This is a genomic window from Thioclava dalianensis, from assembly GCF_000715505.1.
Lineage (GTDB): Bacteria > Pseudomonadota > Alphaproteobacteria > Rhodobacterales > Rhodobacteraceae > Thioclava > Thioclava dalianensis.
This window is the reverse complement of record NZ_JHEH01000041.1, coordinates 1-24,233: the sequence shown is the minus strand read 5'-3', so window position 1 is coordinate 24,233 and position 24,233 is coordinate 1. Positions and strand designations below refer to the sequence as shown.

Annotated in this window: 21 protein-coding genes and 1 tRNA gene; 1 reads left to right on the top strand and 21 read right to left on the bottom strand. The window is 61.8% G+C overall.

All coding sequences use genetic code 11. From position 1 onward, the window contains the following. Positions 1-88: 88 nt before the first annotated feature. The 17 genes from fusA to DL1_RS18360 all read right to left on the bottom strand — a co-directional run bounded on the left by fusA (position 89) and on the right by DL1_RS18360 (position 20,461). The gene (gene fusA, locus DL1_RS18440; RefSeq protein ID WP_038069123.1) at positions 89-2,212 is read right to left on the bottom strand and encodes an elongation factor G; all 2,124 of its coding nucleotides are present in this window, start codon (positions 2,210-2,212) and stop codon (positions 89-91) included. 18 nt (positions 2,213-2,230) lie between these two features. Then, positions 2,231-2,701 (bottom strand): 30S ribosomal protein S7, encoded by a 471-nt coding sequence (rpsG, locus tag DL1_RS18435; protein ID WP_038069120.1) that lies wholly within the window; start codon positions 2,699-2,701, stop codon positions 2,231-2,233. Positions 2,702-2,713: 12 nt separating this feature from the next. Then, entirely contained in the window at positions 2,714-3,085 is a 372-nt protein-coding gene (rpsL, locus tag DL1_RS18430; RefSeq protein WP_038069117.1) for a 30S ribosomal protein S12, read from the bottom strand. 249 nt (positions 3,086-3,334) lie between these two features. After that, on the bottom strand, positions 3,335-4,078 hold the full coding sequence (locus tag DL1_RS21065; protein ID WP_051693680.1) for a phosphatase PAP2 family protein: 744 nt from the start codon (positions 4,076-4,078) through the stop codon (positions 3,335-3,337). After that, positions 4,059-5,495, bottom strand: a complete 1,437-nt coding sequence (locus tag DL1_RS18420) for an ArnT family glycosyltransferase (protein WP_051693679.1) — start codon at positions 5,493-5,495, stop codon at positions 4,059-4,061. The genes DL1_RS21065 and DL1_RS18420 overlap by 20 nt, the downstream gene beginning before the upstream one ends. Next, complete coding sequence (locus tag DL1_RS18415; RefSeq protein ID WP_038069114.1) at positions 5,470-5,763, bottom strand: lipid-A-disaccharide synthase N-terminal domain-containing protein; 294 nt, start codon at positions 5,761-5,763, stop codon at positions 5,470-5,472. Before DL1_RS18415 ends, DL1_RS18420 begins: the two co-directional genes overlap by 26 nt. Positions 5,764-5,780: 17 nt before the next feature. Beyond that, entirely contained in the window at positions 5,781-6,512 is a 732-nt protein-coding gene (locus DL1_RS18410) for a glycosyltransferase family 2 protein (RefSeq protein ID WP_038069112.1), read from the bottom strand. A gap of 253 nt (positions 6,513-6,765) precedes the next feature. Next, positions 6,766-10,992 carry a DNA-directed RNA polymerase subunit beta' gene (gene rpoC, locus DL1_RS18405; RefSeq protein WP_038069109.1) on the bottom strand — a complete coding sequence of 1,409 codons (4,227 nt, stop codon included), beginning with the start codon at positions 10,990-10,992 and terminating at the stop codon, positions 6,766-6,768. Between the two features lie 49 nt (positions 10,993-11,041). Beyond that, positions 11,042-15,178: a DNA-directed RNA polymerase subunit beta gene (gene rpoB, locus DL1_RS18400; protein ID WP_038069108.1), complete on the bottom strand. Its 4,137-nt coding sequence runs from the start codon at positions 15,176-15,178 to the stop codon at positions 11,042-11,044. Between the two features lie 247 nt (positions 15,179-15,425). After that, positions 15,426-15,800 (bottom strand): 50S ribosomal protein L7/L12, encoded by a 375-nt coding sequence (rplL, locus tag DL1_RS18395; protein ID WP_038069106.1) that lies wholly within the window; start codon positions 15,798-15,800, stop codon positions 15,426-15,428. A 66-nt stretch (positions 15,801-15,866) separates the two neighbouring features. Then, positions 15,867-16,379, bottom strand: a complete 513-nt coding sequence (gene rplJ, locus DL1_RS18390) for a 50S ribosomal protein L10 (RefSeq protein ID WP_038069104.1) — start codon at positions 16,377-16,379, stop codon at positions 15,867-15,869. Between the two features lie 256 nt (positions 16,380-16,635). After that, on the bottom strand, positions 16,636-17,334 hold the full coding sequence (gene rplA, locus DL1_RS18385; RefSeq protein WP_038069102.1) for a 50S ribosomal protein L1: 699 nt from the start codon (positions 17,332-17,334) through the stop codon (positions 16,636-16,638). A 2-nt stretch (positions 17,335-17,336) separates the two neighbouring features. Continuing rightward, positions 17,337-17,789, bottom strand: a complete 453-nt coding sequence (gene rplK / locus DL1_RS18380) for a 50S ribosomal protein L11 (RefSeq protein WP_038069100.1) — start codon at positions 17,787-17,789, stop codon at positions 17,337-17,339. A 95-nt stretch (positions 17,790-17,884) separates the two neighbouring features. Continuing rightward, complete coding sequence (gene nusG / locus DL1_RS18375; RefSeq protein ID WP_038069097.1) at positions 17,885-18,424, bottom strand: transcription termination/antitermination protein NusG; 540 nt, start codon at positions 18,422-18,424, stop codon at positions 17,885-17,887. A gap of 209 nt (positions 18,425-18,633) precedes the next feature. Then, the gene (gene secE / locus DL1_RS18370; RefSeq protein ID WP_038069128.1) at positions 18,634-18,819 is read right to left on the bottom strand and encodes a preprotein translocase subunit SecE; all 186 of its coding nucleotides are present in this window, start codon (positions 18,817-18,819) and stop codon (positions 18,634-18,636) included. Positions 18,820-19,079: 260 nt separating this feature from the next. Beyond that, entirely contained in the window at positions 19,080-20,294 is a 1,215-nt protein-coding gene (locus tag DL1_RS18365; RefSeq protein WP_038069095.1) for a hypothetical protein, read from the bottom strand. 91 nt (positions 20,295-20,385) lie between these two features. Next, positions 20,386-20,461 (bottom strand) — tRNA-Trp (locus DL1_RS18360). Positions 20,462-20,659: 198 nt separating this feature from the next. Here DL1_RS18360 and DL1_RS18355 point away from each other — a divergent pair. Then, a complete protein-coding gene (locus DL1_RS18355; RefSeq protein ID WP_038069092.1) occupies positions 20,660-21,220 on the top strand; it encodes a type 1 glutamine amidotransferase domain-containing protein in 561 nt (186 codons plus the stop codon). 12 nt (positions 21,221-21,232) lie between these two features. Here the strand turns inward: DL1_RS18355 and DL1_RS18350 are convergent, their stop codons facing one another. The 4 genes from DL1_RS18350 to DL1_RS21350 all read right to left on the bottom strand — a co-directional run. Further along, positions 21,233-22,222 carry a zinc transporter ZntB gene (locus DL1_RS18350; RefSeq protein WP_038069091.1) on the bottom strand — a complete coding sequence of 330 codons (990 nt, stop codon included), beginning with the start codon at positions 22,220-22,222 and terminating at the stop codon, positions 21,233-21,235. A gap of 79 nt (positions 22,223-22,301) precedes the next feature. After that, complete coding sequence (map, locus tag DL1_RS18345) at positions 22,302-23,051, bottom strand: type I methionyl aminopeptidase (protein ID WP_038069088.1); 750 nt, start codon at positions 23,049-23,051, stop codon at positions 22,302-22,304. Positions 23,052-23,174: 123 nt separating this feature from the next. Beyond that, positions 23,175-23,843, bottom strand: coding sequence for a CatB-related O-acetyltransferase (locus DL1_RS18340; protein WP_051693678.1), 669 nt, complete (start codon positions 23,841-23,843; stop codon positions 23,175-23,177). A gap of 235 nt (positions 23,844-24,078) precedes the next feature. Further along, positions 24,079-24,233: EF-Tu C-terminal domain-related protein (locus DL1_RS21350; protein WP_487044143.1), on the bottom strand; the 155-nt coding region annotated here is incomplete at its 5' end.

Below are 24,233 nucleotides of genomic sequence, written 5' to 3'. Positions count from 1 at the left end.
GTTTGTTACGTTCAAACTTTGCCTTAGCCATGGAGGCCTCCTGTCAATTCGGGACATGGGGTGGCGCCGGTTGCCCGGCGCCAGGCCCTTATGCGTATTTCTTTTGGATCTCGTCCGAGATGTTTTGCGGCACTGCTTCGTAGTGATCGAAGAGCATCGTGAACACCGCCCGGCCCGAGGACATCGAGCGCAGGTTGTTGATGTAGCCGAACATGTTGGCGAGCGGCACGAAGGAGTTGATGACGATCGCGTTGCCGCGAGTCTCTTGTCCCTGCACCTGGCCCCGACGCGAGGTCAGGTCGCCAATGATCGAACCGGTATACTCTTCGGGAGTCACCACTTCGACCTTCATCATCGGCTCGAGCAGCTTCGCGCCAGCCTTGCGCAGACCTTCGCGCATGGCAGCCCGCGAGGCGATCTCAAAGGCGAGAACGCTCGAGTCAACATCGTGGAACGCACCATCGGTGAGCTGCACTTTGAAGTCGATCACCGGGAAGCCGGCAAGCGGACCCGAGTCCATGACCGATTTGATGCCCTTCTCGACGCCGGGGATATATTCCTTCGGCACCGAACCGCCCACGATCTTGGATTCGAACGAGTAACCCTCGCCCGGCTCCGTCGGGGTGATTTCGAGCTTCACGCGCGCGAACTGACCCGTACCACCGGTCTGTTTCTTGTGCGTGTAATCGATCTCGGTCGCGTGGCTGATCGTCTCACGGTAAGCCACCTGCGGCGCACCGATATTCGCCTCAACCTTGAACTCGCGCTTCATGCGATCCACGAGGATGTCGAGGTGAAGTTCGCCCATGCCCTTCATGATCGTCTGACCCGACTCGAGGTCGGTTTCGACGCGGAAGGACGGATCTTCGGCAGCCAGGCGAGCGAGCGCGATGCCCATCTTTTCCTGGTCCGCTTTGGATTTCGGCTCCACGGCGATTTCGATCACCGGATCGGGGAACGTCATCGTTTCCAGAACCACCTGATGATTGTTGTCGCACAACGTATCACCCGTGGTGGTTTCCTTCAGGCCAGCAAGCGCGATGATGTCACCGGCAAATGCTTCTTCGATCTCGGTCCGGTTGTTCGAGTGCATCATCATCATACGGCCGATGCGCTCTTTACGACCTTTGGTCGCGTTCAGGATCGAGTCGCCCTTCTTCATTTTGCCCGAATAGAGGCGCGTGAAGGTGAGCGAGCCGACGAAGGGGTCGTTCATGATCTTGAACGCCAGACCCGAGAGCGGCTCATCGTCGTCAGCGTGACGGGCGATGTTACGCGTTTCGGTCTCGTCATCGGGCGAGAAGCCCATATAGGCGGGAACGTCGAGCGGCGAGGGCAGGAAGTCGACCACAGCGTTAAGCAGCGGCTGGACACCCTTGTTCTTGAACGCCGAACCACCCAGAACCGGCACGAACGAGAGCGACAGCGTGCCCTTACGGATCAGGCTGCGCAGCGTCGGCACGTCGGGCTCTTCGCCTTCGAGGTAGGCCATCATCGCGTCGTCGTCTTGCTCGACGGCGTTCTCGATGAGGTGCGAACGCCACTCGTCGGCAGTCGCCTTAAGATCGTCACGGATCGGCTGACGCACCCAGGCCGCGCCCAGGTCTTCGCCTTTCCAGACCCACTCTTCCATGGTCACGAGGTCGACGATGCCTTCCAGGGCATCCTCGGCACCGATCGGGAAGTTCACCGGAACGGGGGTCGCACCGGTGCGGTCCTTGATCATCTTCACGCAGTTGAAGAAGTCAGCGCCGATCTTGTCCATCTTGTTGACGAACACCAGACGCGGAACCTTGTAGCGGTCAGCCTGACGCCACACGGTTTCGGTCTGCGGCTCAACACCGGCGTTGCCGTCGAGCAGCGCAACCGCGCCGTCGAGCACGGCCAGCGAACGCTCCACTTCGATGGTGAAGTCGACGTGGCCGGGGGTGTCGATGATGTTCATACGGAACTTCGTATCATCGGTGCCTTCGGCGGTCGGATCTTCCTGCCACTGCCAGAAGGTCGTGGTGGCCGCCGAGGTGATGGTGATTCCGCGCTCGGCTTCCTGCTCCATCCAGTCCATGGTGGCTGCACCGTCATGCACTTCGCCGATCTTGTGCGACTTGCCGGTGTAGTAGAGGATGCGCTCCGTCGTCGTGGTCTTGCCCGCGTCGATATGGGCCATGATCCCGAAGTTACGGTAGCGCTGGAGGGGATATTCGCGTGCCATATTGGCGTCCTTCCGTTTTTACCAGCGGTAATGGCTGAACGCTTTGTTTGCGTCGGCCATTTTGTGGGTGTCTTCGCGTTTCTTCACGGCGGAACCGCGCGAGTTCACGGCGTCGAGGATCTCGCCTGCAAGGCGCTCTTCCATCGTGTTCTCGTTACGGTTCTTGGCAGCCGTGATCAGCCAACGGATGGCCAGCGCTTCACGACGGGTCGGACGCACTTCGACGGGCACCTGATAGGTGGCACCACCGACGCGACGCGAACGCACTTCGACCGAAGGCTTCACGTTGTCGAGCGCTTCGTGGAACGCCTCGATGGGCTCGCGCTTGAGCTTACCCTCGACGCGCGTCAGCGCGTTGTAGACGATTTTCTCGGCGGCGGATTTTTTGCCGTCGATCATCAGGTTGTTCATAAATTTGGTCAGCACGCGATCGCCATATTTGGCGTCGGGCAGGACTTCGCGCTTCTCAGCGGCGTGACGACGAGACATATCGTGCTCTCCTTACTTCGGACGCTTCGCGCCGTATTTCGAACGGCGTTGACGACGATCTTTAACACCTTGCGTATCGAGCACACCGCGCAGGATGTGGTAGCGAACGCCCGGAAGGTCTTTCACACGGCCGCCGCGGATGAGCACGACCGAGTGCTCTTGCAGGTTGTGCTTTTCGCCCGGGATGTAGGAGATCACCTCGAAACCATTCGTCAGACGCACTTTGGCGACTTTACGCATGGCCGAGTTCGGTTTCTTCGGCGTCGTGGTGTAGACGCGCGTGCAAACGCCGCGCTTTTGCGGGCATTGCTGAAGGTGCTGAGACTTAGAGCTCTTCACCTTGGGCTGCCGCGGCTTGCGGATCAGCTGTTGAATCGTTGGCATTCCGGTTCCCCGTATCTGCTTGTCAATACTCGCACCCGGTCCCGGATGCGCCACTTCTCGACGGCCTCTCGCGCCCATTCGCGAAACGCCAAACCGCACCCCTCCCGATCTGACGAACGGGGTGAATGCGTTGAAATCCAGAGGATCGGGGCTATGGGCCCGGATCGTGACCACTAGACATCGGTAGCCTGTCGGGCACGCAACGCGCCTGTCAGGTAGCGCGGCGTATAGGGGGAGTCGGAAGCCTTGTCAACTCTGGCGCAGGTTCGCGACAGCGGCGCGCAACCGCCCCGTCCACCCGCCAAAGATCAGGCCCCAGAGAAGCCACGCGACGCTCAGGCTCACCAGCGCTGCGAAGACCGTATCGGACAGGAAATGCCGCCCCGTCGCGATCCGCTGTACCACGATGAAGAGGCTCAGAAAGATCGCCACGACGCGCAGGTAAATCAGCCCCCAGTGGGGCAGCCGGTCGCGGATGGCATCCGCCGCGAGCCAGATCACGAGGCTCAGCACGGTGACCGATGCCACCTCCCCCGACACGAAAGAACAGTTGCGGGTACACTGATGCGCGAAAGTGCCCGCGGGCGTGAACAGATGATCCCCGCCGAACAGGTCCACATTCGCCGGGCGTGCCCGACCGGAATGCGCCTTGAGAAAGCCGCTCACAATCAGGATCGGACCGAAGAAGAACACCCCCAGCACGAAGCCCCAGGCCCGGCGTGTGACCCGCAGCACCGCGCGCCGCAGATAGAGCGAGAGCGGCCAGCAGACCAGCGCCACGACAAACAGCAAGATCTCCAGATCCCAGAGCCTTTGGCGCAGCCATTCCCATAGCGGGTTGGTGATCACCGAAAACCCGCTATCCCCGCGATAAAAAAGCGAGGTGACGCCCAGATCAATCCCGGGCATCGCGCGAAACAGCACGAAGGCCACGATCCACGCCACCAGCAGCGCCCAGCCGAGCCGCGCGAAGTCACTCTTGGGTTCGAACACAGCGCGCCTCCACCAGATAGGGTGCAAAGCCCTTGCCAACCCAAGTGCCCTTGGGCTTGAGATCGCCCGCAGGTGCCACCGGCCCTGCCCCGCACTCGGGGGCTTGGCGCGCGATCACCAGCAGCTTGCCGGAATACTCAGCAGGCAGCGGCCACATCTCTTCGTAATAGCTTTGCGGGCGGCCCTTTGAATCGGGCGCATAGACCCGCACGCCAGCATCGCGCCCCGTATAGAACAGATCAGCGAGAATATCGCGATTGGCGGTATAGACCGGGACATCGTCGGCTTTAGCGAGCGCAAGGATCGTCTCGCTCAGATCCACCCGGCCCAGCCAGCGCTTCAACAGCGACTTGCCATCAGGTGCGGGCCAAGGGGCGGTGATCGTAAGCACCGGGATCGCGACCGCGATGATCAAATTGATCCCGAGCGCCCCCCAGCGCCAGATCCGCCCCATCACCAGCACCGCCAAAACCGTGCCCGCGAAATAGGCCGCAATCGCCCAATTCGCATAGGCCCGGTCCAAAAGCGCCTCGATCGTGACCGCCACCAGCGCGGGGATCGACAGCATGACCAGCCCGCGCCGCGCCTCATTGCGCCAGCCCAGATAGCCAACCAGCAGCGCCGCGAAAGTCAGCGGCCCAAACACCGCGAACTGGCTGCCCAGAAACGTCCCCATCGAGGGCAGGTTGAACAGCGCGCCGGTGCGCACCCAGCCCACATTGTCCATCGTATGCGACACCGTGGTCAGATCATGGGTGATGTTCCAGATCACATTCGGCGAGATCGCCACCCCAAAAGCCAGCACCATCAGCAGCGTATTGCGCCACCCGATCCGCCAGCTCGGTGCCACCAAGGCCGCAAGGGCCAGTCCCGGGATCAGGTAGATCGCGGCATATTTCGCCATGAAGGCGCAGCCTGCAAACAGCCCTGCCAGCAGCGCCTCCCCTGCGCCGCGGCTCTGGGCTGTGCGATGCGCAAACAGCAGAGCCAACGCATAGAACGGCGCCATCACCGTATCGGTCGAAATCAGCACCGAGCCCACGGCCACAAACGGCAGCGTCACGTAGATTACCGCCGTCCAGAGGCCCACGCGTGCCCCGCCGATCCGAGCGCCCAAAGCGCCCAGCACGAGCGCTGTGAGCCCATGCAGCACGGATCCCGGAAGCCGCACCCAAAACGGCGCGTCAGAGCCCGCAAGTGCTGTCACCGCACGGATCAGCCAACCGATCAGCGGCGGCTTGGAGTAATACCCGAAATCAAGATGCTGGCCCCAGAGCCAATATTGCGTCTCGTCCACAAACAGATCGGTGCGGTCAAACGCCAGCGCCACGATCCGCAACGCGGTGAGCGCAAGCACCACCGCGCAGGCCGGTCCGAACCAGCCTTGATGATCAGCTTTCGCGGCGACGCTTGGCATAGATCAACCACAGGTTTCTGGAATAGATGAACACGCCCAGCGATTGACCCAGAACGAACACCGGATCGCGACGATAGAGGGCGTAGGAAAACAGCATCAACCCGCCAGCCAGCGAGAAATACCAAAACGTCACCGGCACCACGGAATCCCGCTGCCGCTCAGAGGCGATCCACTGCACGACAAAGCGTCCGGTGAACATGAGCTGCGCGAGCAGACCAAAGACCACCCACCACAGCTCAGTCATGCTGTCGACATGCAAAAGGGACATCAGCCACTGCACTGCGATTACTCCTCGCGACCGGTCTCGGTCGGGCGGGCACTCTTGCGCCGCCGCAACAGCCAGGCGACGCCCATCAGATCGACGATCCCGACAAGCCCACGCTGGAGGTTATTGTAATTCGAAGTCCCGCCGCCGCGCGAGCGGTGACTGACATCGACATGCGCGACCTCCCAACCGTCCCGCGCAAACAGGGCGGGCAGATAGCGGTGCATGTGATCGAAATAGGGCAGACGCAGGAACGCGTCGCGCCGGAACGCCTTGAGCCCGCAGCCAGTGTCGCGCGTGCCGTCCTTGAGGATGGCCGAGCGAATGCCATTGGCGAATTTCGAGGCGAGCTTCTTGGAGAGCGTATCCTGCCGCCCGACACGCTGCCCCGCAACCAAACCGATCGCGCCCGAGCCGGTCACCCGCAGCGGTGCCATCAGCGCGGGCAGCTCGGAGGGCGGGTTCTGTCCGTCGCCGTCGAGGGTGCAGATAATCGCGCCGCGCGCCGCCAGAACACCTGAATGCACCCCGGCGCTCTGCCCGCCCGATTTCGCATGATGCAGCAGACGCAGATTGGGGTGATCGGCCATGCGCGCGCGCACGATCTCGCCCATCCCGTCATCGGAGCCGTCATCCACCACGATCACCTCGTAGTCGCAGACCGGCGCGCAGGCGGCATCGATCTCGTCGAGCAGCGAGGCGATGTTGAGCGCTTCGTTCTTGGCGGGAATGACAATCGAAATCTCGGGCATAGGGCCGATACTCTGTAAGGGGGCGCAGGACTGGCCCTCTCTTAGCCGCGCCATCGTGGCTTGTAAACGATACTCACAGCCACCCCCCGAAGGCGTGACCGCAGGGTCGCAAAGGTGCACGCGGCACAAGACCTGCGCCGCGCGGAAGGGGGCAGTCGCCCCCCGCCCTGCCCCGAAGGCGCGGGCGGCCAAGAAAAAACCCCGCGCGAGGCTGGCTCGCGCGGGGTCATATCTGTCAGCGTTCAGGCTGCGATCAATCGCGGCTTTCCGGGGTCTCGACCGGACCGAAATCGGCCTCGGCCTCGACCGGAGCTGCCAGAGCCGCCGCGGCTTCCGCCTCGGCCTGGCGCGCCTCGATGACCTTGCTGTCACGCTCGGTCGCGATTTTGCGGACCTTCGTGGTGGCCCCACCGGTCCCTGCCGGGATCAGGCGGCCCACGATGACGTTCTCCTTGAGGCCGACCAGTTTGTCGCGCTTGCCCTGCACCGATGCCTCGGTGAGAACCCGCGTGGTTTCCTGGAACGACGCCGCCGAGATGAACGAGCGGGTCTGCAAGCTCGCCTTGGTGATGCCCAGCAGAACGGGTTCGCCATTCGCCGGACGACCGCCGCGGGCCATCGCCTTGTCGTTTGCCTCGTCGAACTCGGCCTTGTCCACGTTCTCGCCTTTGAGAAGCGTGGTGTCGCCGCTGTCGAGGATCTCGATCTTTTGCAGCATCTGACGGACGATCACTTCGATATGCTTGTCGTTGATCTTCACGCCCTGCAAACGATAGACGTCCTGCACCTCGTTGATGAGATAGTCGGCCAGAGCCTCAATCCCCATGATGCGCAAGATGTCATGCGGCGCCGGGTTGCCGTCCATGATGTAGTCACCGCGCTGCACGAAGTCGCCTTCCTGCACCGGGATGTGCTTGCCTTTCGGCACCATGTACTCTGCCGGCTCCAGACCCTCGTCACGCGGATCAATCGCGATCCGGCGCTTGTTCTTGTAGTCCTTGCCAAAGCGCACATAGCCATCGATTTCGGCGATGATCGCGTGATCTTTCGGGCGACGGGCTTCGAAGAGTTCGGCCACACGCGGCAGACCGCCGGTGATGTCCTTCGTCTTCGCCCCTTCGCGCGGGATACGCGCCACAACGTCACCGGCCTTGACCTGCTGGCCGTCTTCGACCGAGAGGATCGCATCCACCGACATCGTGTAGGTCACCGGGTTGCCCGCTTCGTTGCGGACCGGCTCGCCATCGTCGCCCAGGATCAGGATCTCGGGCTTGAGATCGTTGCCCTTGGGCGCTGCACGCCAGTCGGACACGATCTTCTGGGTCATGCCAGTTGCGTCATCCGTGTCTTCACGCACCGAGATGCCCGAGACGAGATCGACGAACCGAGCCATACCCGACTTCTCGGCGATGATCGGCAGGGTATAGGGATCCCATTCGATCAGCTTGTCGCCGCGCGCCACCGGAGCACCTTCTTTCGCGAAGACCTTGGTGCCGTAGCCCAGCTTGTGGCTGGCCAGTTCTTCACCCTGCTCGTTCACGATCAGAAGCTGCATGTTCCGGCCCATCACGATCTGGTCGCCCATCTCGTTGAGGATCAGGTTCGCGTTGCGGAACTCGATCTTGCCCTCTTGGCTGGCCTCGAGGAACGATTGCGAGCCACCCTGAGCAACACCGCCCAAGTGGAAGGTCCGCATCGTCAGCTGCGTGCCCGGTTCCCCGATCGACTGCGCCGCGATGATGCCCACCGCTTCGCCTTGGTTGACCAGCGTACCACGCGCAAGGTCGCGACCGTAGCAGAGCGCGCAAACGCCCTCTTCGGCCTCACAGGTCAGAGCCGAACGGATCCGCACGGATTGCACGCCTGCCTGCTCAACCGCATCGGCCTTGCGCTCGTCGATCAGCTCGTTGGCGCGCACCAGCACCTCGTCGGTCCCCGGCACGTTGACGTCATCTGCCGCCACACGTCCCAGAATACGCTCGGAGAGCGGCGAGACCACCTCACCGTCATTGACCGCAGCCGAAGCCGTGATCGCACGATCGGTGCCGCAGTCATGGCTGCGCACGATGCAGTCCTGAGCCACGTCCACCAGACGACGCGTCAGATAGCCCGAGTTTGCCGTCTTCAAGGCGGTGTCCGACAGACCCTTACGGGCGCCGTGGGTCGAGTTGAAGTACTCGAGCACGGTCAGACCTTCCTTAAAGTTCGAGATGATCGGCGTCTCGATGATCTCACCGTTCGGCTTGGCCATAAGACCACGCATACCGCCCAGCTGCTTCATCTGAGTGACCGAGCCACGCGCACCGGAGTGGGCCATCATATAGACCGAGTTCGGTTCCTGCTCGGCACCGTTCTCGTCATATTTCGGCGCCGAGATGGTGTTCATCATCGCGTCGGTGACCTGATCGTTACATTTCGACCATGCATCGACGACCTTGTTGTATTTCTCACCTTGGGTGATCAGGCCGTCCATGTATTGCTGCTCGAAATCCTTCACGAGATCGCGCACGCCCTCGACGATGGTCCACTTGTTATCGGGGATAACCATGTCGTCCTTGCCGAACGAAATGCCCGCCTTGAACGCTTCGCGGAAACCAAGACCCATGATCTGGTCACAGAAGATGACCGATTCCTTCTGACCGCAATAGCGGTAGACGGTGTCGATCGTGTTCTGCACGTCTTTCTTACGCAGAAGACGGTTCACCAGCTCGAAGGGCGCTTTCGCGTTGAGCGGCAGCAGAGCGCCAAGGCGCACACGGCCCGGCGTGGTCTCGAAGCGTTCGAACACCTCGTTGCCGGTCTCGTCGATCTGCTTCACGCGGCAGGTGATCTTGGTGTGCAGGTTCACTTCGCCCGCATTGAGCGCGTGCTCCACTTCCTCGACCGAGCCGAAGGACATGCCCTCGCCCTTCATGCCTGCGCGTTCCATCGTCACATAGTACAGACCCAGGATCATATCCTGCGACGGCACGATGATCGGCGCGCCGTTGGCGGGCGACAACACGTTGTTGGTCGACATCATCAGAACGCGGGCTTCAAGCTGGGCTTCCAGCGAGAGCGGCACGTGCACAGCCATCTGGTCACCGTCGAAGTCGGCGTTAAAGGCCGAGCAGACGAGCGGGTGCAGCTGAATGGCCTTCCCTTCGATCAGGATCGGCTCGAACGCCTGAATGCCCAGACGGTGCAGCGTCGGCGCACGGTTCAGCAGAACCGGGTGCTCGCGGATCACCTCGTCGAGGATATCCCAAACTTCGGGACGCTCTTTTTCGACCAGCTTCTTCGCCTGCTTGACGGTCGAGGACAGCCCCTTCGCCTCGAGCCGCGAATAGATGAACGGCTTGAACAGCTCGAGCGCCATCTTCTTGGGCAGACCGCACTGGTGCAGTTTCAGCTCGGGGCCGGTCACGATGACCGAACGGCCCGAGAAGTCGACCCGCTTACCCAAAAGGTTCTGACGGAAGCGGCCCTGCTTGCCTTTGAGCATGTCCGAGAGCGACTTCAGCGGGCGCTTGTTGGTGCCCGTGATGACGCGGCCACGACGGCCGTTGTCGAACAGCGCATCGACCGATTCCTGCAGCATCCGCTTTTCGTTACGCACGATGATATCGGGCGCACGCAGCTCGATCAGGCGCTTGAGGCGGTTGTTCCGGTTGATCACGCGGCGATAGAGATCGTTGAGATCCGACGTCGCGAAACGGCCACCATCGAGCGGCACCAGCGGGCGCAGCTCCGGCGGGATCACCGGCAGCACGGTCAGCACCATCCACTCGGGACGGTTGCCCGATTCGAGGAAGCTCTCGACGATCTTCAAACGCTTGATGATCTTCTTCGGCTTCAGCTCGCCGGTTGCTTCTTTCAGCTCTTCGCGCAGCTGCTCCGCCGTCGCTTCCAGATCGATCGCGGCCAGCATTTCACGGATCGCTTCAGCACCGATATTGGCGGTGAACGCATCCGCGCCATAGGTGTCTTGCGCGTCGAGATACTCTTCCTCGGTCAGCAACTGGCCATAGGTCAGATCGGTCAGACCGGGCTCGATCACGACGAAGTTCTCGAAGTAGAGAATCCGCTCAAGATCGCGCAGCGTGCAATCCAGCATCAGGCCGATGCGCGAGGGCAGCGACTTGAGGAACCAGATATGGGCCACGGGGCTGGCCAGCTCGATATGGCCCATACGCTCGCGACGGACCTTTTGCAGCGTGACTTCCACGCCGCATTTCTCGCAGACAACGCCGCGATATTTCATGCGCTTATATTTGCCGCACAGGCATTCGTAATCCTTGATCGGGCCAAAGATACGCGCACAGAACAACCCGTCACGCTCGGGCTTGAACGTCCGGTAGTTGATGGTCTCGGGCTTTTTGATTTCACCAAAGGACCACGACAGGATCCGCTCCGGCGAGGCCAGCGAGATCTTGATCTCGTCAAAGGCTTTCGGCTGCGCGAGCGGGTTGAACGGGTTTTGCGTCAGTTCCTGGTTCATCTGATATTCCTTGAATGAGGGCAGAGGGGGTGGAGTGAGGGGCTAGCCCTCACTCGTCATCCTCCGCATCCAGGAGTTCCATATTGAGGCCGAGGCCTCGGACCTCTTTGACGAGAACGTTGAACGATTCCGGAACACCGGCTTCGAAGTTGTCCTCGCCCTTGACGATCGACTCATAGACCTTGGTCCGGCCAGCCACGTCATCCGACTTCACCGTCAGCATCTCTTGCAAGGTGTAGGCGGCGCCGTAAGCCTCAAGGGCCCAGACTTCCATCTCACCCAGACGCTGACCACCGAACTGCGCCTTACCACCCAGCGGCTGCTGGGTCACAAGCGAGTACGGACCGGTCGAACGCGCGTGCATCTTGTCGTCAACGAGGTGGTGCAGCTTGAGGAAGTATTTCACCCCAACCGTAACGGGACGTGCGAATTGCTCGCCCGAACGGCCATCGAACACGATGGACTGGCCGCTTTCGTTGAACCCTGCACGCTTGAGCGCGTCGTTGATGTCGGCCTCTTTCGCCCCGTCAAAGACCGGGGTTGCAATCGGCACGCCACCGCGAACGGTCTCGGCGCTTTCCAGAAGATCCTCGTCGGTCATCTCGGAGAAGACTTCCTCGAAGGTCTCGTCACCATAGCCGTGGCGCATCGCAGCCTTGACCGGGCTCAGATCCCCGTCACGACGATAGGCGCGCATGGCCTCGTCGATCTGGATACCCAGACCACGGCTGGCCCAGCCCATATGCGTCTCAAGGATCTGACCGACGTTCATGCGCGAGGGCACGCCCAGCGGGTTGAGCACGAGATCGACCGGCGTCCCGTCGGCGAGGAACGGCATGTCCTCCACCGGCACGACTTTCGAGACGACACCTTTGTTGCCGTGACGACCAGCCATCTTATCGCCTGCCTGAAGCTTGCGCTTCACAGCGACGAAGACCTTGACCATCTTCATCACGCCGGGGGGAAGATCGTCGCCCTGACGGACTTTCTCGACCTTGTCCTCAAAGCGCAGATCGAGCGCACGTTTCTGAGCCTCGAACTGATCGTTGAGCGCCTCGACTTCCTTGGCGTCGCCCTCGTCTTCAAGCGCGAGCTGCCACCACTGGCCTTTCGACAAGGTGCCAAGCAGCTCTTCGTTGATCTCGGAACCCGGCTTGACGCCTTTCGGGCCTTTGACAGCCTTCTTGCCCATGATCAGCGTGCGCAGACGCGCGTAGATGTTGCGCTCGAGGATCGCCAGCTCGTCGTCCCGGTCACGGGCCAGACGTTCGACTTCCTCACGCTCGATCTGCAGCGCGCGCTCGTCTTTTTCCACACCATGGCGATTGAAGACACGCACTTCGACGATCGTCCCGAACGCGCCCGGCGGCAGACGCAGCGAAGTGTCGCGCACATCGCTTGCCTTCTCGCCGAAGATCGCGCGCAGGAGTTTCTCCTCCGGCGTCATCGGGGACTCGCCCTTGGGCGTGATCTTGCCCACGAGAATGTCGCCCGGGCCCACTTCGGCACCGATATAGACGATCCCGGCCTCGTCGAGGTTGCGCAGGGCTTCCTCACCGACGTTGGGAATATCGCGGGTGATCTCTTCCGGCCCGAGCTTGGTGTCACGCGCCGCCACTTCGTATTCATCGATATGGATCGAAGTGAACACGTCGTCGCGGTGGATCCGCTCGGAGATCAGGATCGAGTCCTCGTAGTTGTAGCCGTTCCACGGCATGAACGCGACGACCACGTTGCGCCCGATCGCCAGCTCGCCCTGATCGGTCGACGGACCATCAGCCACAACCTGGCCCTTCTTGACCCGGTCGCCCACTTTCACGACGGGACGCTGGTTGATCGTCGAGGACTGGTTCGACCGTTTGAACTTGCGCAGACGGTAGATGTCCACGCCCGGATCGCCAGCTTCGAGATCGTCGGTCACCCGGATCACGATACGCTGCGCATCGACCTGGTCGATGTAGCCGCCACGCATCGCGGTGATCGCAGCGCCGGAATCGCGCGCCACGGTCGCCTCCATCCCGGTGCCCACGAAAGGCGCCTCGGACCGCAGAAGCGGCACGGCCTGACGTTGCATGTTCGAGCCCATGAGCGCGCGGTTGGCGTCGTCGTTCTCAAGGAACGGGATCAGCGCCGCGGCCACGGACACAAGCTGCTTGGGCGAGACGTCGATCAGATCGACCACTTCCGGCGGGTTGAGCGAGTATTCGCCCGACTGACGGGTGGAGACCAGATCATCGACGAATTTGCCATCCGCATCGAGCGTCGCGTTGGCCTGAGCCACCGTGTGACGCATCTCCTCGGTCGCCGACATATAGACCACCTCGTCGGTGACCGTGTTGTTCTCGACCTTGCGATAGGGCGTCTCGATGAAGCCGTACTTGTTCACGCGGGCGAAAGTGGCCAGCGAGTTGATCAGACCGATGTTCTGACCTTCGGGCGTTTCAATCGGGCACATCCGACCGTAGTGGGTCGGGTGAACGTCGCGCACCTCAAAGCCCGCACGTTCCCGCGTCAGACCACCCGGGCCAAGCGCCGAAAGACGACGTTTGTGGGTGACTTCCGAGAGCGGGTTCGTTTGGTCCATGAACTGCGAGAGCTGCGAGGAGCCGAAGAATTCGCGCACCGCAGCCGCAGCCGGTTTCGCGTTGATCAGATCCTGCGGCATCACCGTGTCGATCTCGACCGAGGACATACGCTCCTTGATCGCACGCTCCATACGCAGCAGACCGACGCGGTACTGGTTCTCCATCAGCTCGCCGACCGAGCGCACCCGACGGTTGCCGAGGTGATCGATATCGTCGATCTCACCCTTGCCATCACGCAGCTCCACCAGCCCGCGGATACAGGCGATGATGTCTTCACGACGCAGGGTACGCTGGGTGTCCGGCGCATCGAGGTTGAGACGCATGTTCATCTTGACCCGGCCAACAGCCGACAGATCGTAGCGCTCGGAATCGAAGAACAGCTGGTTGAACAGGCCATCGGCCGCTTCAACGGTCGGCGGCTCACCCGGACGCATCACGCGATAGATATCCATCAGCGCGGTTTCGCGGTTGAGGTTCTTATCCGCCGCCATCGTGTTGCGGATATAGGGACCGACATTGACGTTATCGATATCGAGCACCGGGATCTCGGTGATGCCATTGTCGACAAGCACCTTGATCGAGCCGCCCGACAGCTCACCGTCTTTGCTGTATTCAGCCGTCAGCTCGTCGCCCGCTTCGATATAGATGAAGCCGGTTTCCTCGTTGATGATATCCTTGGCGCAGTAGCGGCCGAGGATGTGATCGAAGGGCACCAGAAGCTCGGGCACGGCATTGTCGTCGCGCCACTTCTTGACCATCCGCGGGGTCGCTTTCTCGCCCGCCTCAAGGATCACCTCACCGCTCGCCGCATCGACGAGGTCGAAGGTCGGACGGGTGCCGCGCATACGGTCGGGGAAAAACTTGGTGACCCAGCCCGACTTGCCTTTGGCGGTGTAGGTCACGGTCTGGTAATAGGCATCCATGATGCCTTCTTGATCGAGACCGAGCGCATAGAGCAGTGTCGTGACCGGCAGTTTCCGGCGACGGTCGATCCGTGCGAACACAAGATCCTTGGCGTCGAATTCGAAATCGAGCCACGACCCGCGATAGGGAATGATCCGGCAGGCGAACAGCAGCTTGCCCGAGCTGTGCGTCTTGCCGCGGTCATGGTCGAAAAACACGCCGGGGGAGCGGTGCATCTGGCTCACGATGACCCGCTCGGTGCCGTTCACGATGAACGTCCCGTTATTGGTCATGAGCGGCATGTCCCCCATGAACACGTCCTGCTCTTTGATATCCTTGACCGACCGTGCGCCGGTGTCTTCGTCGACATCGAACACGATCAGGCGCAGCGTCACCTTGAGCGGCGCTGCATAGGTCATGTCACGGTTCTGACATTCCTCGACATCGTATTTCGGCTTCTCGAGCTCGTATTTGACGAACTCCAGAATGGCGTTATCGTTGAAATCCTTGATCGGGAAAACCGACTGGAACACCCCTTGGATGCCGTCGCCATCGGTGGGCGTATCCGCCTCGCCCGAGCGCAGGAACAGATCGTAGGAGGATTTCTGAACCTCGATGAGGTTCGGCATTTCAAGGACTTCACGGATTTTGCCGTAATAGCGACGGATGCGTTTCTGACCAACGTAAGCTTGAGCCATGCTCTGCGTGACCTTTCGTCTCTTCGCGGCTGGCGCAATGTCGGGGCCCATTGCGCGCCGCAAGGCGAATGAAGGGGGGGCGGTTCCATACCTGCCATCCGTCCCACCGGATAGCTCCCGAACCGCGAACACCGCCTTGGAGAGGGCTTGAAGGCGTCAAAGCCCTCTCCAAGACAGGTTCGGCTGGGCCCGGAAAATCCCGGACCCAGCCCAATTTTCAGGTCGGATGCGATCGCATCCGGCTCGATTACTTGAGCTCGACTTTCGCGCCAGCGTCTTCGAGCTTCTTCTGGATCTCTTCAGCTTCCGCTTTCGAGGCACCCTCTTTGACCTTGCCGCCAGCCTCAACGAGGTCTTTGGCTTCTTTGAGGCCCAGGCCGGTGATGCCGCGGACTTCTTTGATCACGTTGATTTTCTGGGCGCCAGCTTCAACGAGAACGACGTCAAATTCGGTCTTCTCTTCAGCAGCGTCTGCACCGCCTGCAGCGGGGCCAGCCATCATGACGGCGCCACCGGCGGCCGGCTCGATGCCGTACTCATCTTTGAGGATGGTCTTCAGTTCCTGGGCTTCCAGGAGGGTCAGACCCACGATTTCTTCGGCGAGTTTTTTCAGATCAGCCATTTCTCAGTTCCTAGATTTGGGTTTCCAACGTCGCGGTTTCAAGCCGCTACGGGACTTGTCGATTGCTTAAGCAGCCTTTTCCTCGATCGAGGACAGGATGCTCGCGATGTTGCTTGCAGGCGCGCCAATGGCACCGGCGATGTTGCTGGCAGGCGCCCCGATGCACGATGCGATCTGAGCAAGAAGCTCTTCGCGCGACGGCATTTGAGCGACGGCTTTGACACCGGCGACGTCCAGAGCCGAGTCTCCCATCGAGCCGCCCAGGATCACGAGTTTCTCGTTCTCCTTGGCGTATTTGTCGATCACCTTCGCCGCAGCGACGGGATCTTCCGAATAGGAAAGCACGGTCATGCCCGTCAGGTATTCAGCAATGCTTGCGCAGGGCTGACCCTCAAGGGCGATCTTGGCGAGCTTGTTCTTGGCAACGCGAACCGACCCGCCAGCTTCGCGCATGCGCGCCCGCAGGTCCTGCATTTCGGCAACCGTCAGGCCCTCGTAGTGGGCAACCACTACGACGCCAGAGCTTGCGAAGATCTGGCCGAGTTCCTCGACCACTTTCTCTTTTTGGGCTCTATCCACAGTTACACTCCAAGTATGGGGGTTTCCCCCCGGCTCTCATTGTCCCGCTTGCGCGGGGTCGGGTCCGAAAAGGATCCGAGGCCAGATCGCCCGAGATCAGCCGAAACGGCTTAACCCGGAAATGGTCTCGATCCCCATCTCAGGAAGGACATTAAGCCGTCGCCTTGCAGGCTTGGGCACCCTCCGTCTCGGACAGGTCAGGGCGGTTGCACGAAGCCGCCGCCCCACCATCCACCGGTTTCCCGGTGGAATTCTCTTAGTTGCCGGTCGCGGACGTGAGGTCCACCGACACGCCGGGGCCCATCGTCGAGCTCAGCGACACCTTTTTCATATAGGTGCCCTTCGCGCCCGCGGGCTTGGCTTTCGACACGGCATCCACGAAAGCGCGGATGTTCTGAGCCAGCTGCTCCTCGGTGAAGGAGATCTTGCCCACACCACCATGGATCACGCCGGCCTTCTCGACCTTGAACTGGACTTCGCCGCCCTTTGCCGCTTCGACAGCCGATTTCACGTCCATCGTCACGGTGCCGACCTTGGGGTTCGGCATCAGGTTGCGCGGGCCCAGGACTTTACCCAGACGACCGACCAGCGGCATCATGTCCGGCGTTGCGATGCAACGATCAAACTCGATCTTGCCCGACTGGATCGTCTCCATCAGGTCTTCAGCACCCACGATATCAGCGCCAGCAGCCTGAGCCTCTTCGGCTTTCGCACCGCGAGCGAACACAGCGACGCGCACGGTTTTGCCGGTGCCGTTGGGCAGGGCAACCACACCGCGGACCATCTGGTCTGCGTGACGCGGATCAACGCCAAGGTTCATCGCGATTTCCATCGTCTCGTCGAATTTCGCAGTTGCGTTCGACTTGATCAGCGCAACGGCCTCTTCGATGGTGATGTTGGACTTGCCGGCGAAGGCTTCGCGGGCGGATTTGGTCCGTTTACCAAGCTTTGCCATGATTAACCTTTCACCTCGATACCGATCGACTTCGCCGAGCCGAGGATGATGTTCATCGCGCCTTCGATGTCGTTGGCGTTCAGGTCGGGCATTTTCGCCTCAGCGATCTGACGCACCTGAGCGGCGGTGATCGTAGCGGCGGTCGAGCGACCGGGCGCCTCGGAGCCTTTCGGACGGTTACGCTTGCCAACGGGCTTGAGGCCTGCGGCTTGCTTGATCAGGAAGCTCGCGGTGGGCTGCTTGACCTCGAACGTAAACGACTTGTCGGCGTAGTAGGTGATCACCGTCGGGATCTTCGCCGTCTTGTCCAGCTCCTGCGTCTTGGCGTTGAACGCCTTGCAGAATTCCATGATGTTGATGCCGCGCTGACCGAGCGCGGGACCGACTGGCGGGGACGGGGTTGCGCCCCCTGCCATAATTTGCAGCTTCAGCTGCCCAACTACTTTCTTGGCCATTTGGCCTCTCCTTTGTCACTGTCGTCCCGAGAGGGCACGAAGTTTAGTGGTCCGGTCCGGATGCGCGCACGCCCCTCGCCTCCCACAGATCACACTCAGGCGGTTTTCTGCACCTGCGTGTATTCCAGTTCGACCGGCGTCGGCCGGCCAAAGATCGACACGGTCACCTTGAGGCGATTCGACGCGTCGTCCACTTCCTCAACCATGCCCGAGAAGCCCTCGAAGGGTCCGTCGGTCACGCTGACATTCTCACCGATCTCGAAGGTGATCAGGTTGCGAGGCGCGGCCGCCTCGCCGGTCTCGTCGACACGGCTCAGGATCCGGTTCACCTCGGCATCGCCCATCGGCATCGGGCGGCCCTGCGGCCCCAGAAACCCGGTGACGCGGTTGAGCGAGGTCACAAGGTGATAGCCCTTGTCCGTCATCTCCATCCGCACCAGCACGTAGCCCGGCATGAAGCGCCGCTCCGAGGTGACCTTCTTGCCACGACGAACCTCGATCACTTCTTCGGTGGGCACCAGAACCTCTTCGATCTGGTCCTCAAGACCCTGATCGATAACAGCCTGACGGATCCCCTCGGCCACTTTCTTCTCGAAATTCGAGAGAACGCTCACCGAATACCAACGCTTCGCCATGCTGCCTAAGCCCCTTCATACCGACGCAAACGCGCCGAAAATTCCATGTTTGCAACGGGTTGCCCCGAATGCTCCGAACAAAAAACAGCGCGCACCACGCGAATCGATGCACGCCGATAGCCGGAAAGTTTCGCCCCTTTACCGCCGTGCGCCAATGATTTCAAGACCGTTAAGCACGCGTTTGTGCGAACGCGCCTCCCCGCAGCGGATCAGCTGCCGATGACTTGGCCCACGCCCAGGCGGATCACCCAGTCAACGAGCGAAAAGAACAGCGCGGTCAGCGCCGCCATCACCAGCACCATGCCGGTGGTCAGCAGAACTTCACGGCGCGAGGGCCATGTCACCTTGCCCGCTTCCGAGCGCACCTGCTGGAGAAACTGGAGGGGGTTTGCCATCATCGTCATCCCTGTAAAGCACGCCGGCCTGCGGCGCTTTGCCGTCATGATGCGCCCTATCAAGGAGCGCAACTGCTGCCAGATACGCCCTGAGCCACGGGAATTCAACCCATTTGCGCGACCACCGGCCACCTCGGACGATCAGTCGCGGGCCAGACCCGCGCAACCAAGCGTCTCTCCGGGCCACCGCGCCCTCTTGAAACGCCGCGCTGGGGCCAACGGGCCGCGCCTTCAGGGATCTCTCGCTGCGCGCAGCGCCCTCACAGCCCTTCGGCCTGCCGGCGCGCCTCGGCGATGCGCTCGAAAGGATCGCGTTTGGCGCGACGTGCCGAGCGGATCGGCGATGCGTCAAAATCCGGTTTTCGCGCAAACAGAGCCGAAAGCCCGGACGATTTTTTCGCAGCAGGCGCAGGGGCGGCCGACTGTGGCAGACGCGCATTTTCCCAAGCGGGCGAGGTGACATGCCGGGGGGCGCGACGTTCCGTCCGTGCCTTCGCGGTCACGATCGGCCTGATCGTGCTGCGCCATAGGATGAGGCCCGCGATAGGAACCCAAAACGCGGCCCCCATAATCGAGGCAGGCACGACGGACGGCCAGGCCAGACGCGCCGCCCCAGCCGCCAGAAACAGCCCGACCCACCACCGCAGGAGCCGCCAGACTGTGATGGGCTTTGCGCCACGCGGGGCCGACGTCTGGGCCGCAGGTGCTTCCACCTCGGTGCGGGCGTGAACTTGCTGCGGCAGCTCCCAGCGCGGGGCCTCCGCGTTTTGCGCCCGACCAGCTGATGCCGCCTTGGACTTGCGCCGCACAGAGAGGATCAGCTGCATCACTCCCAACGCGCCAAAGACCAACGCAGTAATTGTTAAATCACGGCCTGCCGTACTGTCGCGAAGCTTCTCGAGCTTCTTGGCAAGGATCGCCTCGCGCATCCCCATATAGGGCTCAATCCAGATCAGATCGGAGGGCAACGTGACCCCTTCGCGCGCATAGGCGTCCCGGAATCCGTCACGTATCTTCTCGCTCGGTTTATCCAGCAACCCCGCGATATCGAACGCCATCCCCTCGCGCGCGCCGGCGGAAAAGATGGTTCTCGCCACCAGCCAAGCCACGAACCGGTCCCGCTCCGCCTCAGTCAAAACAACCGCTCCGAGCGGTTTGTCGGGTTGCGCCGGATCGGCCAGAAGATAGGCAAAGCGCGCGAATTTTTCTTTATCCAAGCGGTCCCGGAAACTCAGCCGCATCGTGTGATCCGTGTCGAGCGTGCTACGCAACGTGGCCTCGACCCTCGGGCCACGCGGCCCCTCGTAATCGGCAATATTCACGGCTGCCGCACTCGGAGCCGCTGCCAGAGCTTCCATCTCGGCCAAATACTGCGGCTGATTTTGAAAACTCGACCATGCGGCAAAGCCGAAAAAGACTGCGATGAGCCCTTTGATCCAAAATGGTCCAAAGAAAATAATGCGTAATAGCGCCATGACATGCCTCACTAGAATGTGAGGCCGAGTAATCTGCCGCCGTGAGGCGCAAATAAGGCGACAATTTGGAAATGTCAGGAACGTTACGGCTTGGCAGGGGCAGAGGGACTCGAACCCACGACCCTCGGTTTTGGAGACCGATGCTCTACCAACTGAGCTATACCCCTAAGCCGTGTGCGGGTGCTAAGCTAGCCGCCGGGTGAAATCAAGAGCGATTTTCGCATTTCCGCGCCCGTCTCGCCTCCCCTCTTGGCCGGGCGCAAATCTGCCGCTCAAAATCGCGTGTCGGAACATCGCGGCGGGGGTGCTCGTTGCCCCTCCGAAGCTGTCGGGCAAAACCGACAGCCCTGCGAAAGGAGATGGATATGACCCAGATCACCAACGCGAAAATTCTGATCATGGCCACCAATGGCTTTGAGCAATCCGAACTGCTGGTGCCGCGCGACAAGCTCCGCGAGGCCGGGGCCGAGGTGCATGTGACCACGCTGGACGGCAAGGAGATCAAAGGCTGGGACGAGACCGACTGGGGCGAGACCATTCCCGCCGACGCAAAAATCGCCGATCTGAGCTCGGCCAATTACGATGCGATCGTGCTGCCCGGCGGCCAGATCAACCCCGACCTACTGCGCGTCGAGGATGAGGCGATGACGCTCCTGCGCGCCTTTTATAACGCGGGCAAGGTCGTCGCTGCAATCTGTCACGCGCCGTGGCTGCTGATCGAGGCGGGCATCGCCAAGGGGCGCAAGATGACCTCGTATCACTCGATCCGCACCGACGTCGAAAATGCCGGGGCCGAATGGTTCAATGAGGCGGTCATCGCCGACAAGGGCCTTGTGACCTCGCGCAACCCCAATGATCTCGACGCCTTTGTCGCCAAGATCATCGAGGAGATCGAGGAAGGCACGCATCTGCGCGCCGCCGCCTGACCGCCCTTTGGATCAGTCCCGCGCTCTGCGCCGCGCCCAGCGGCGCACGAGCTCCATGATGGCGAGCTGCGCGGCCACGAGAACCGCGCAGCCCATCACGAAAATATCAAAGGCAGAGTTCGAATGTGTCCCGGGCATGCCACCCACGTTGATCCCGAACAGCCCCGTGACAAAGCCCAAAGGCAAGAAGATCGTCGTGACCACCGACAGCACAAAGGTGTTGCGGTTGACCCGGTCCGACAATTGGCTTGAGAGCTCTTCGCGCAAGACCTGAGCCTGATCGCGCAGCTCATCCATGTCTTCCGCGACCCGCAGCATCTTCAGCGCCTCTTCTTCGATCTCGCGCCGTGTCACCGGATCGATAACCGGGTTCTCCAGCTTTGCCACTTGCATCAGCGCATCGCGCTGCGGCCCGATATAGCGCCGCGCCGCGATCACCTTGAGGCGCAGATCCAGCACATCATGACGCATCCGGTCGCCCTGCCCGCCAAAGACCTGATCCTCCAAAGTCTCGGCCCGCGCATCAAGATCGCCCTGAAAGACGTTGATCCGCCCGACGATATCTTCGACCAAACGCACCAGAAACGCCCCAGCATCGCTGGGCCCGTTATCGGCACATAGCGCGGCATTCATCCGCTCAATGGCCAGCACCCGCTTGCGCGAAATCGTCACGATGCGGCGCGTATCGAGATACATCCGCAGGGAGACCATGTCTTCGGGGTCTTCCCCCTCGTTGAAGTTGATGGCCCGCAAAATCACCAAAAGCCCCTCGCCCACCACGCTGATACGTGGGCGGGTGCTGACATCAAGCAGTGCCTCGACCGCCTGCGGATCGAGGTAATCCAGCTCGTCTCGGATCCATGCCTGCGCCGCCTCATGCGTGCCGTCGAGATGCGCCCATGCCAGCCGGTCGTCGCGCAATGCCTCCACGATATCAGAGGGCCCGTCAGGATCGGCCTTGCCGTTGAGAATATGGGAGAAGACAATTGGACCTTGGCTCATGGGCACTCGTTTTATCGTATCGCGGCTTCAGTTAAAATTAGTGCGGCCACGCGCAAGCGCAAGCGCAAGCAAAATCCGCTCACCCCGGAAGCGTGACAATCATCGCGCCGCGCTCCGTGGCGACCACCGTGTGCTCAAATTGCACGACCGGCGCGCAGGGCTCGGAGTAAAGCGTCCAGCCATCCTCGCCCTCATTGGCCCAAAGCCCGCCCGTCGACAGGAAAGGCTCAACCGTCAGCACCAACCCCTTATGGATGATCCGCCGCTCCGTGCGATTGGGCCATGTCGCGATGGCCTCCGGGTATTCATGCAGCGACCGCCCCACCCCGTGGCTCGCGAGATTGCGCAGCAACGTATAGCCCCGATCCGAGGCAAATCGGCCAATCGCGCGGCCAATCCCGGCCAGCGGGCGATTGGCACCGACCTGCGCGATCCCGATCTCCATCGCGCGCTTCCCGTCATGGCACAGCCGATCAAGCACCCGCGGCACAGGCCCGACCCGGTAGCTCGCGCCGGTATCCGCGAAAAACCCGGCTTTCGAGGCCGAGACGTCGATATTCACCAGATCGCCTGAGGCAATCACCCGCGCGCCGGGCACGCCATGGGCCACCTCGTCATTCACGCTGATGCAGGTCGCGCCGGGAAAGCCGTAGACCGATTGCGGCGCCGACTGCGCCCCCTCCCGCTCCAGCAATCCCCGCCCGATCTCGTCCAGCTCAAGCGTGGTCATCCCCGGCTCAAGCGCATCGGCCATGGCCTGCATCGTATTGGCAACGATCCGCCCGATCTCGCGCAGCCCCGTGAGCTCGTCTTCTCCGGTGATCGTCATCTTGGCTCTCCAGTCGGGGATGTCATGCTGTCTCGACCGAGGCTACCAGCGCAGACCTTGCATGGGCAAGACACAGCCCCGCGCGCCTTGCCCTCAGGCGCACAGCCTCAGGACGCAAATCCGTCACGGCGCGAGGCGGGCAAGCTCTGCCACATCCCCCGCCTCAAGCGCGGGCAGCGCCGCACGGATCGCCTCAACCGGCCAGTCCCACCATGCCAGATCCATGAGCCGCGCCACCTCTGGCGCGCCAAACCGCATCCGTACGACCTGCGCGGGATTGCCCGCCACCACCGCATAGGGCGGCACATCATGCGCCACGACCGCCCCCGCGCCCACAATCGCCCCGGCCCCGATCGTCACCCCCGGCAGCACCATCGCGCCAAAGCCCAGCCAGACATCGGGCCCGATCACGGTATCGCCCGTTGCGGCATTCTCCGCCATATAGGCCCCCGCGCTTAGCATATCGAAGATCCGAAACGGATAGCTCGAAATCCCGCGCCGGGGATGGTTGCTAGAGGCCGTGATAAAGCGCACGCCATGGGCCAGCTGCGCGAAGCACCCGATCACCAGCCGCTCGGGCGCGCCGGGAAAGAGGTAAGGGGCAAGCTCCCCTGCCGCATCGGCGACGGGCGAAAGCGGGCTGTAATAGGCGTAGCGCCCGACCTCGATATTGGGGTGATCTATGACCGCCTGCAAAAAGGCGGTGGCGGCATGCGCCGTTCCATCGGGCAAAATAACGGGATTGCGGGTTTCGGGCGCAGGAAAGCGCTGCGGCAACGGGAAGTCAGACATGACAAGCCTCTTTTCGGATCAGGTTTTCAGGAAACGGGATCAGGAAAGGGTCTTGGTCATCGGAGCCTCCATTGCTGTGGGCCGAGTGTAACAAACCACGCAGCGCCGCGCCAGTCATGTGACAGGATCGGAGCTGCGCCGCCCTCGACAGCAGCTGCGATAGGTCGAAGCCCCGCGCCAATGCAAAAGGGCCGCCCCGGAGGGCGGCCCTTCACAAAAGCGATCTGATCTCAGATCACTTGAGGATTTTCGAGACGACGCCTGCGCCGACGGTGCGGCCGCCTTCGCGGATTGCGAAGCGCAGACCGTCTTCCATCGCGATCGGTGCGATCAGTTCGACTTCGAATTTCAGGTTGTCGCCCGGCATGACCATCTCGGTGCCCGAGGGCA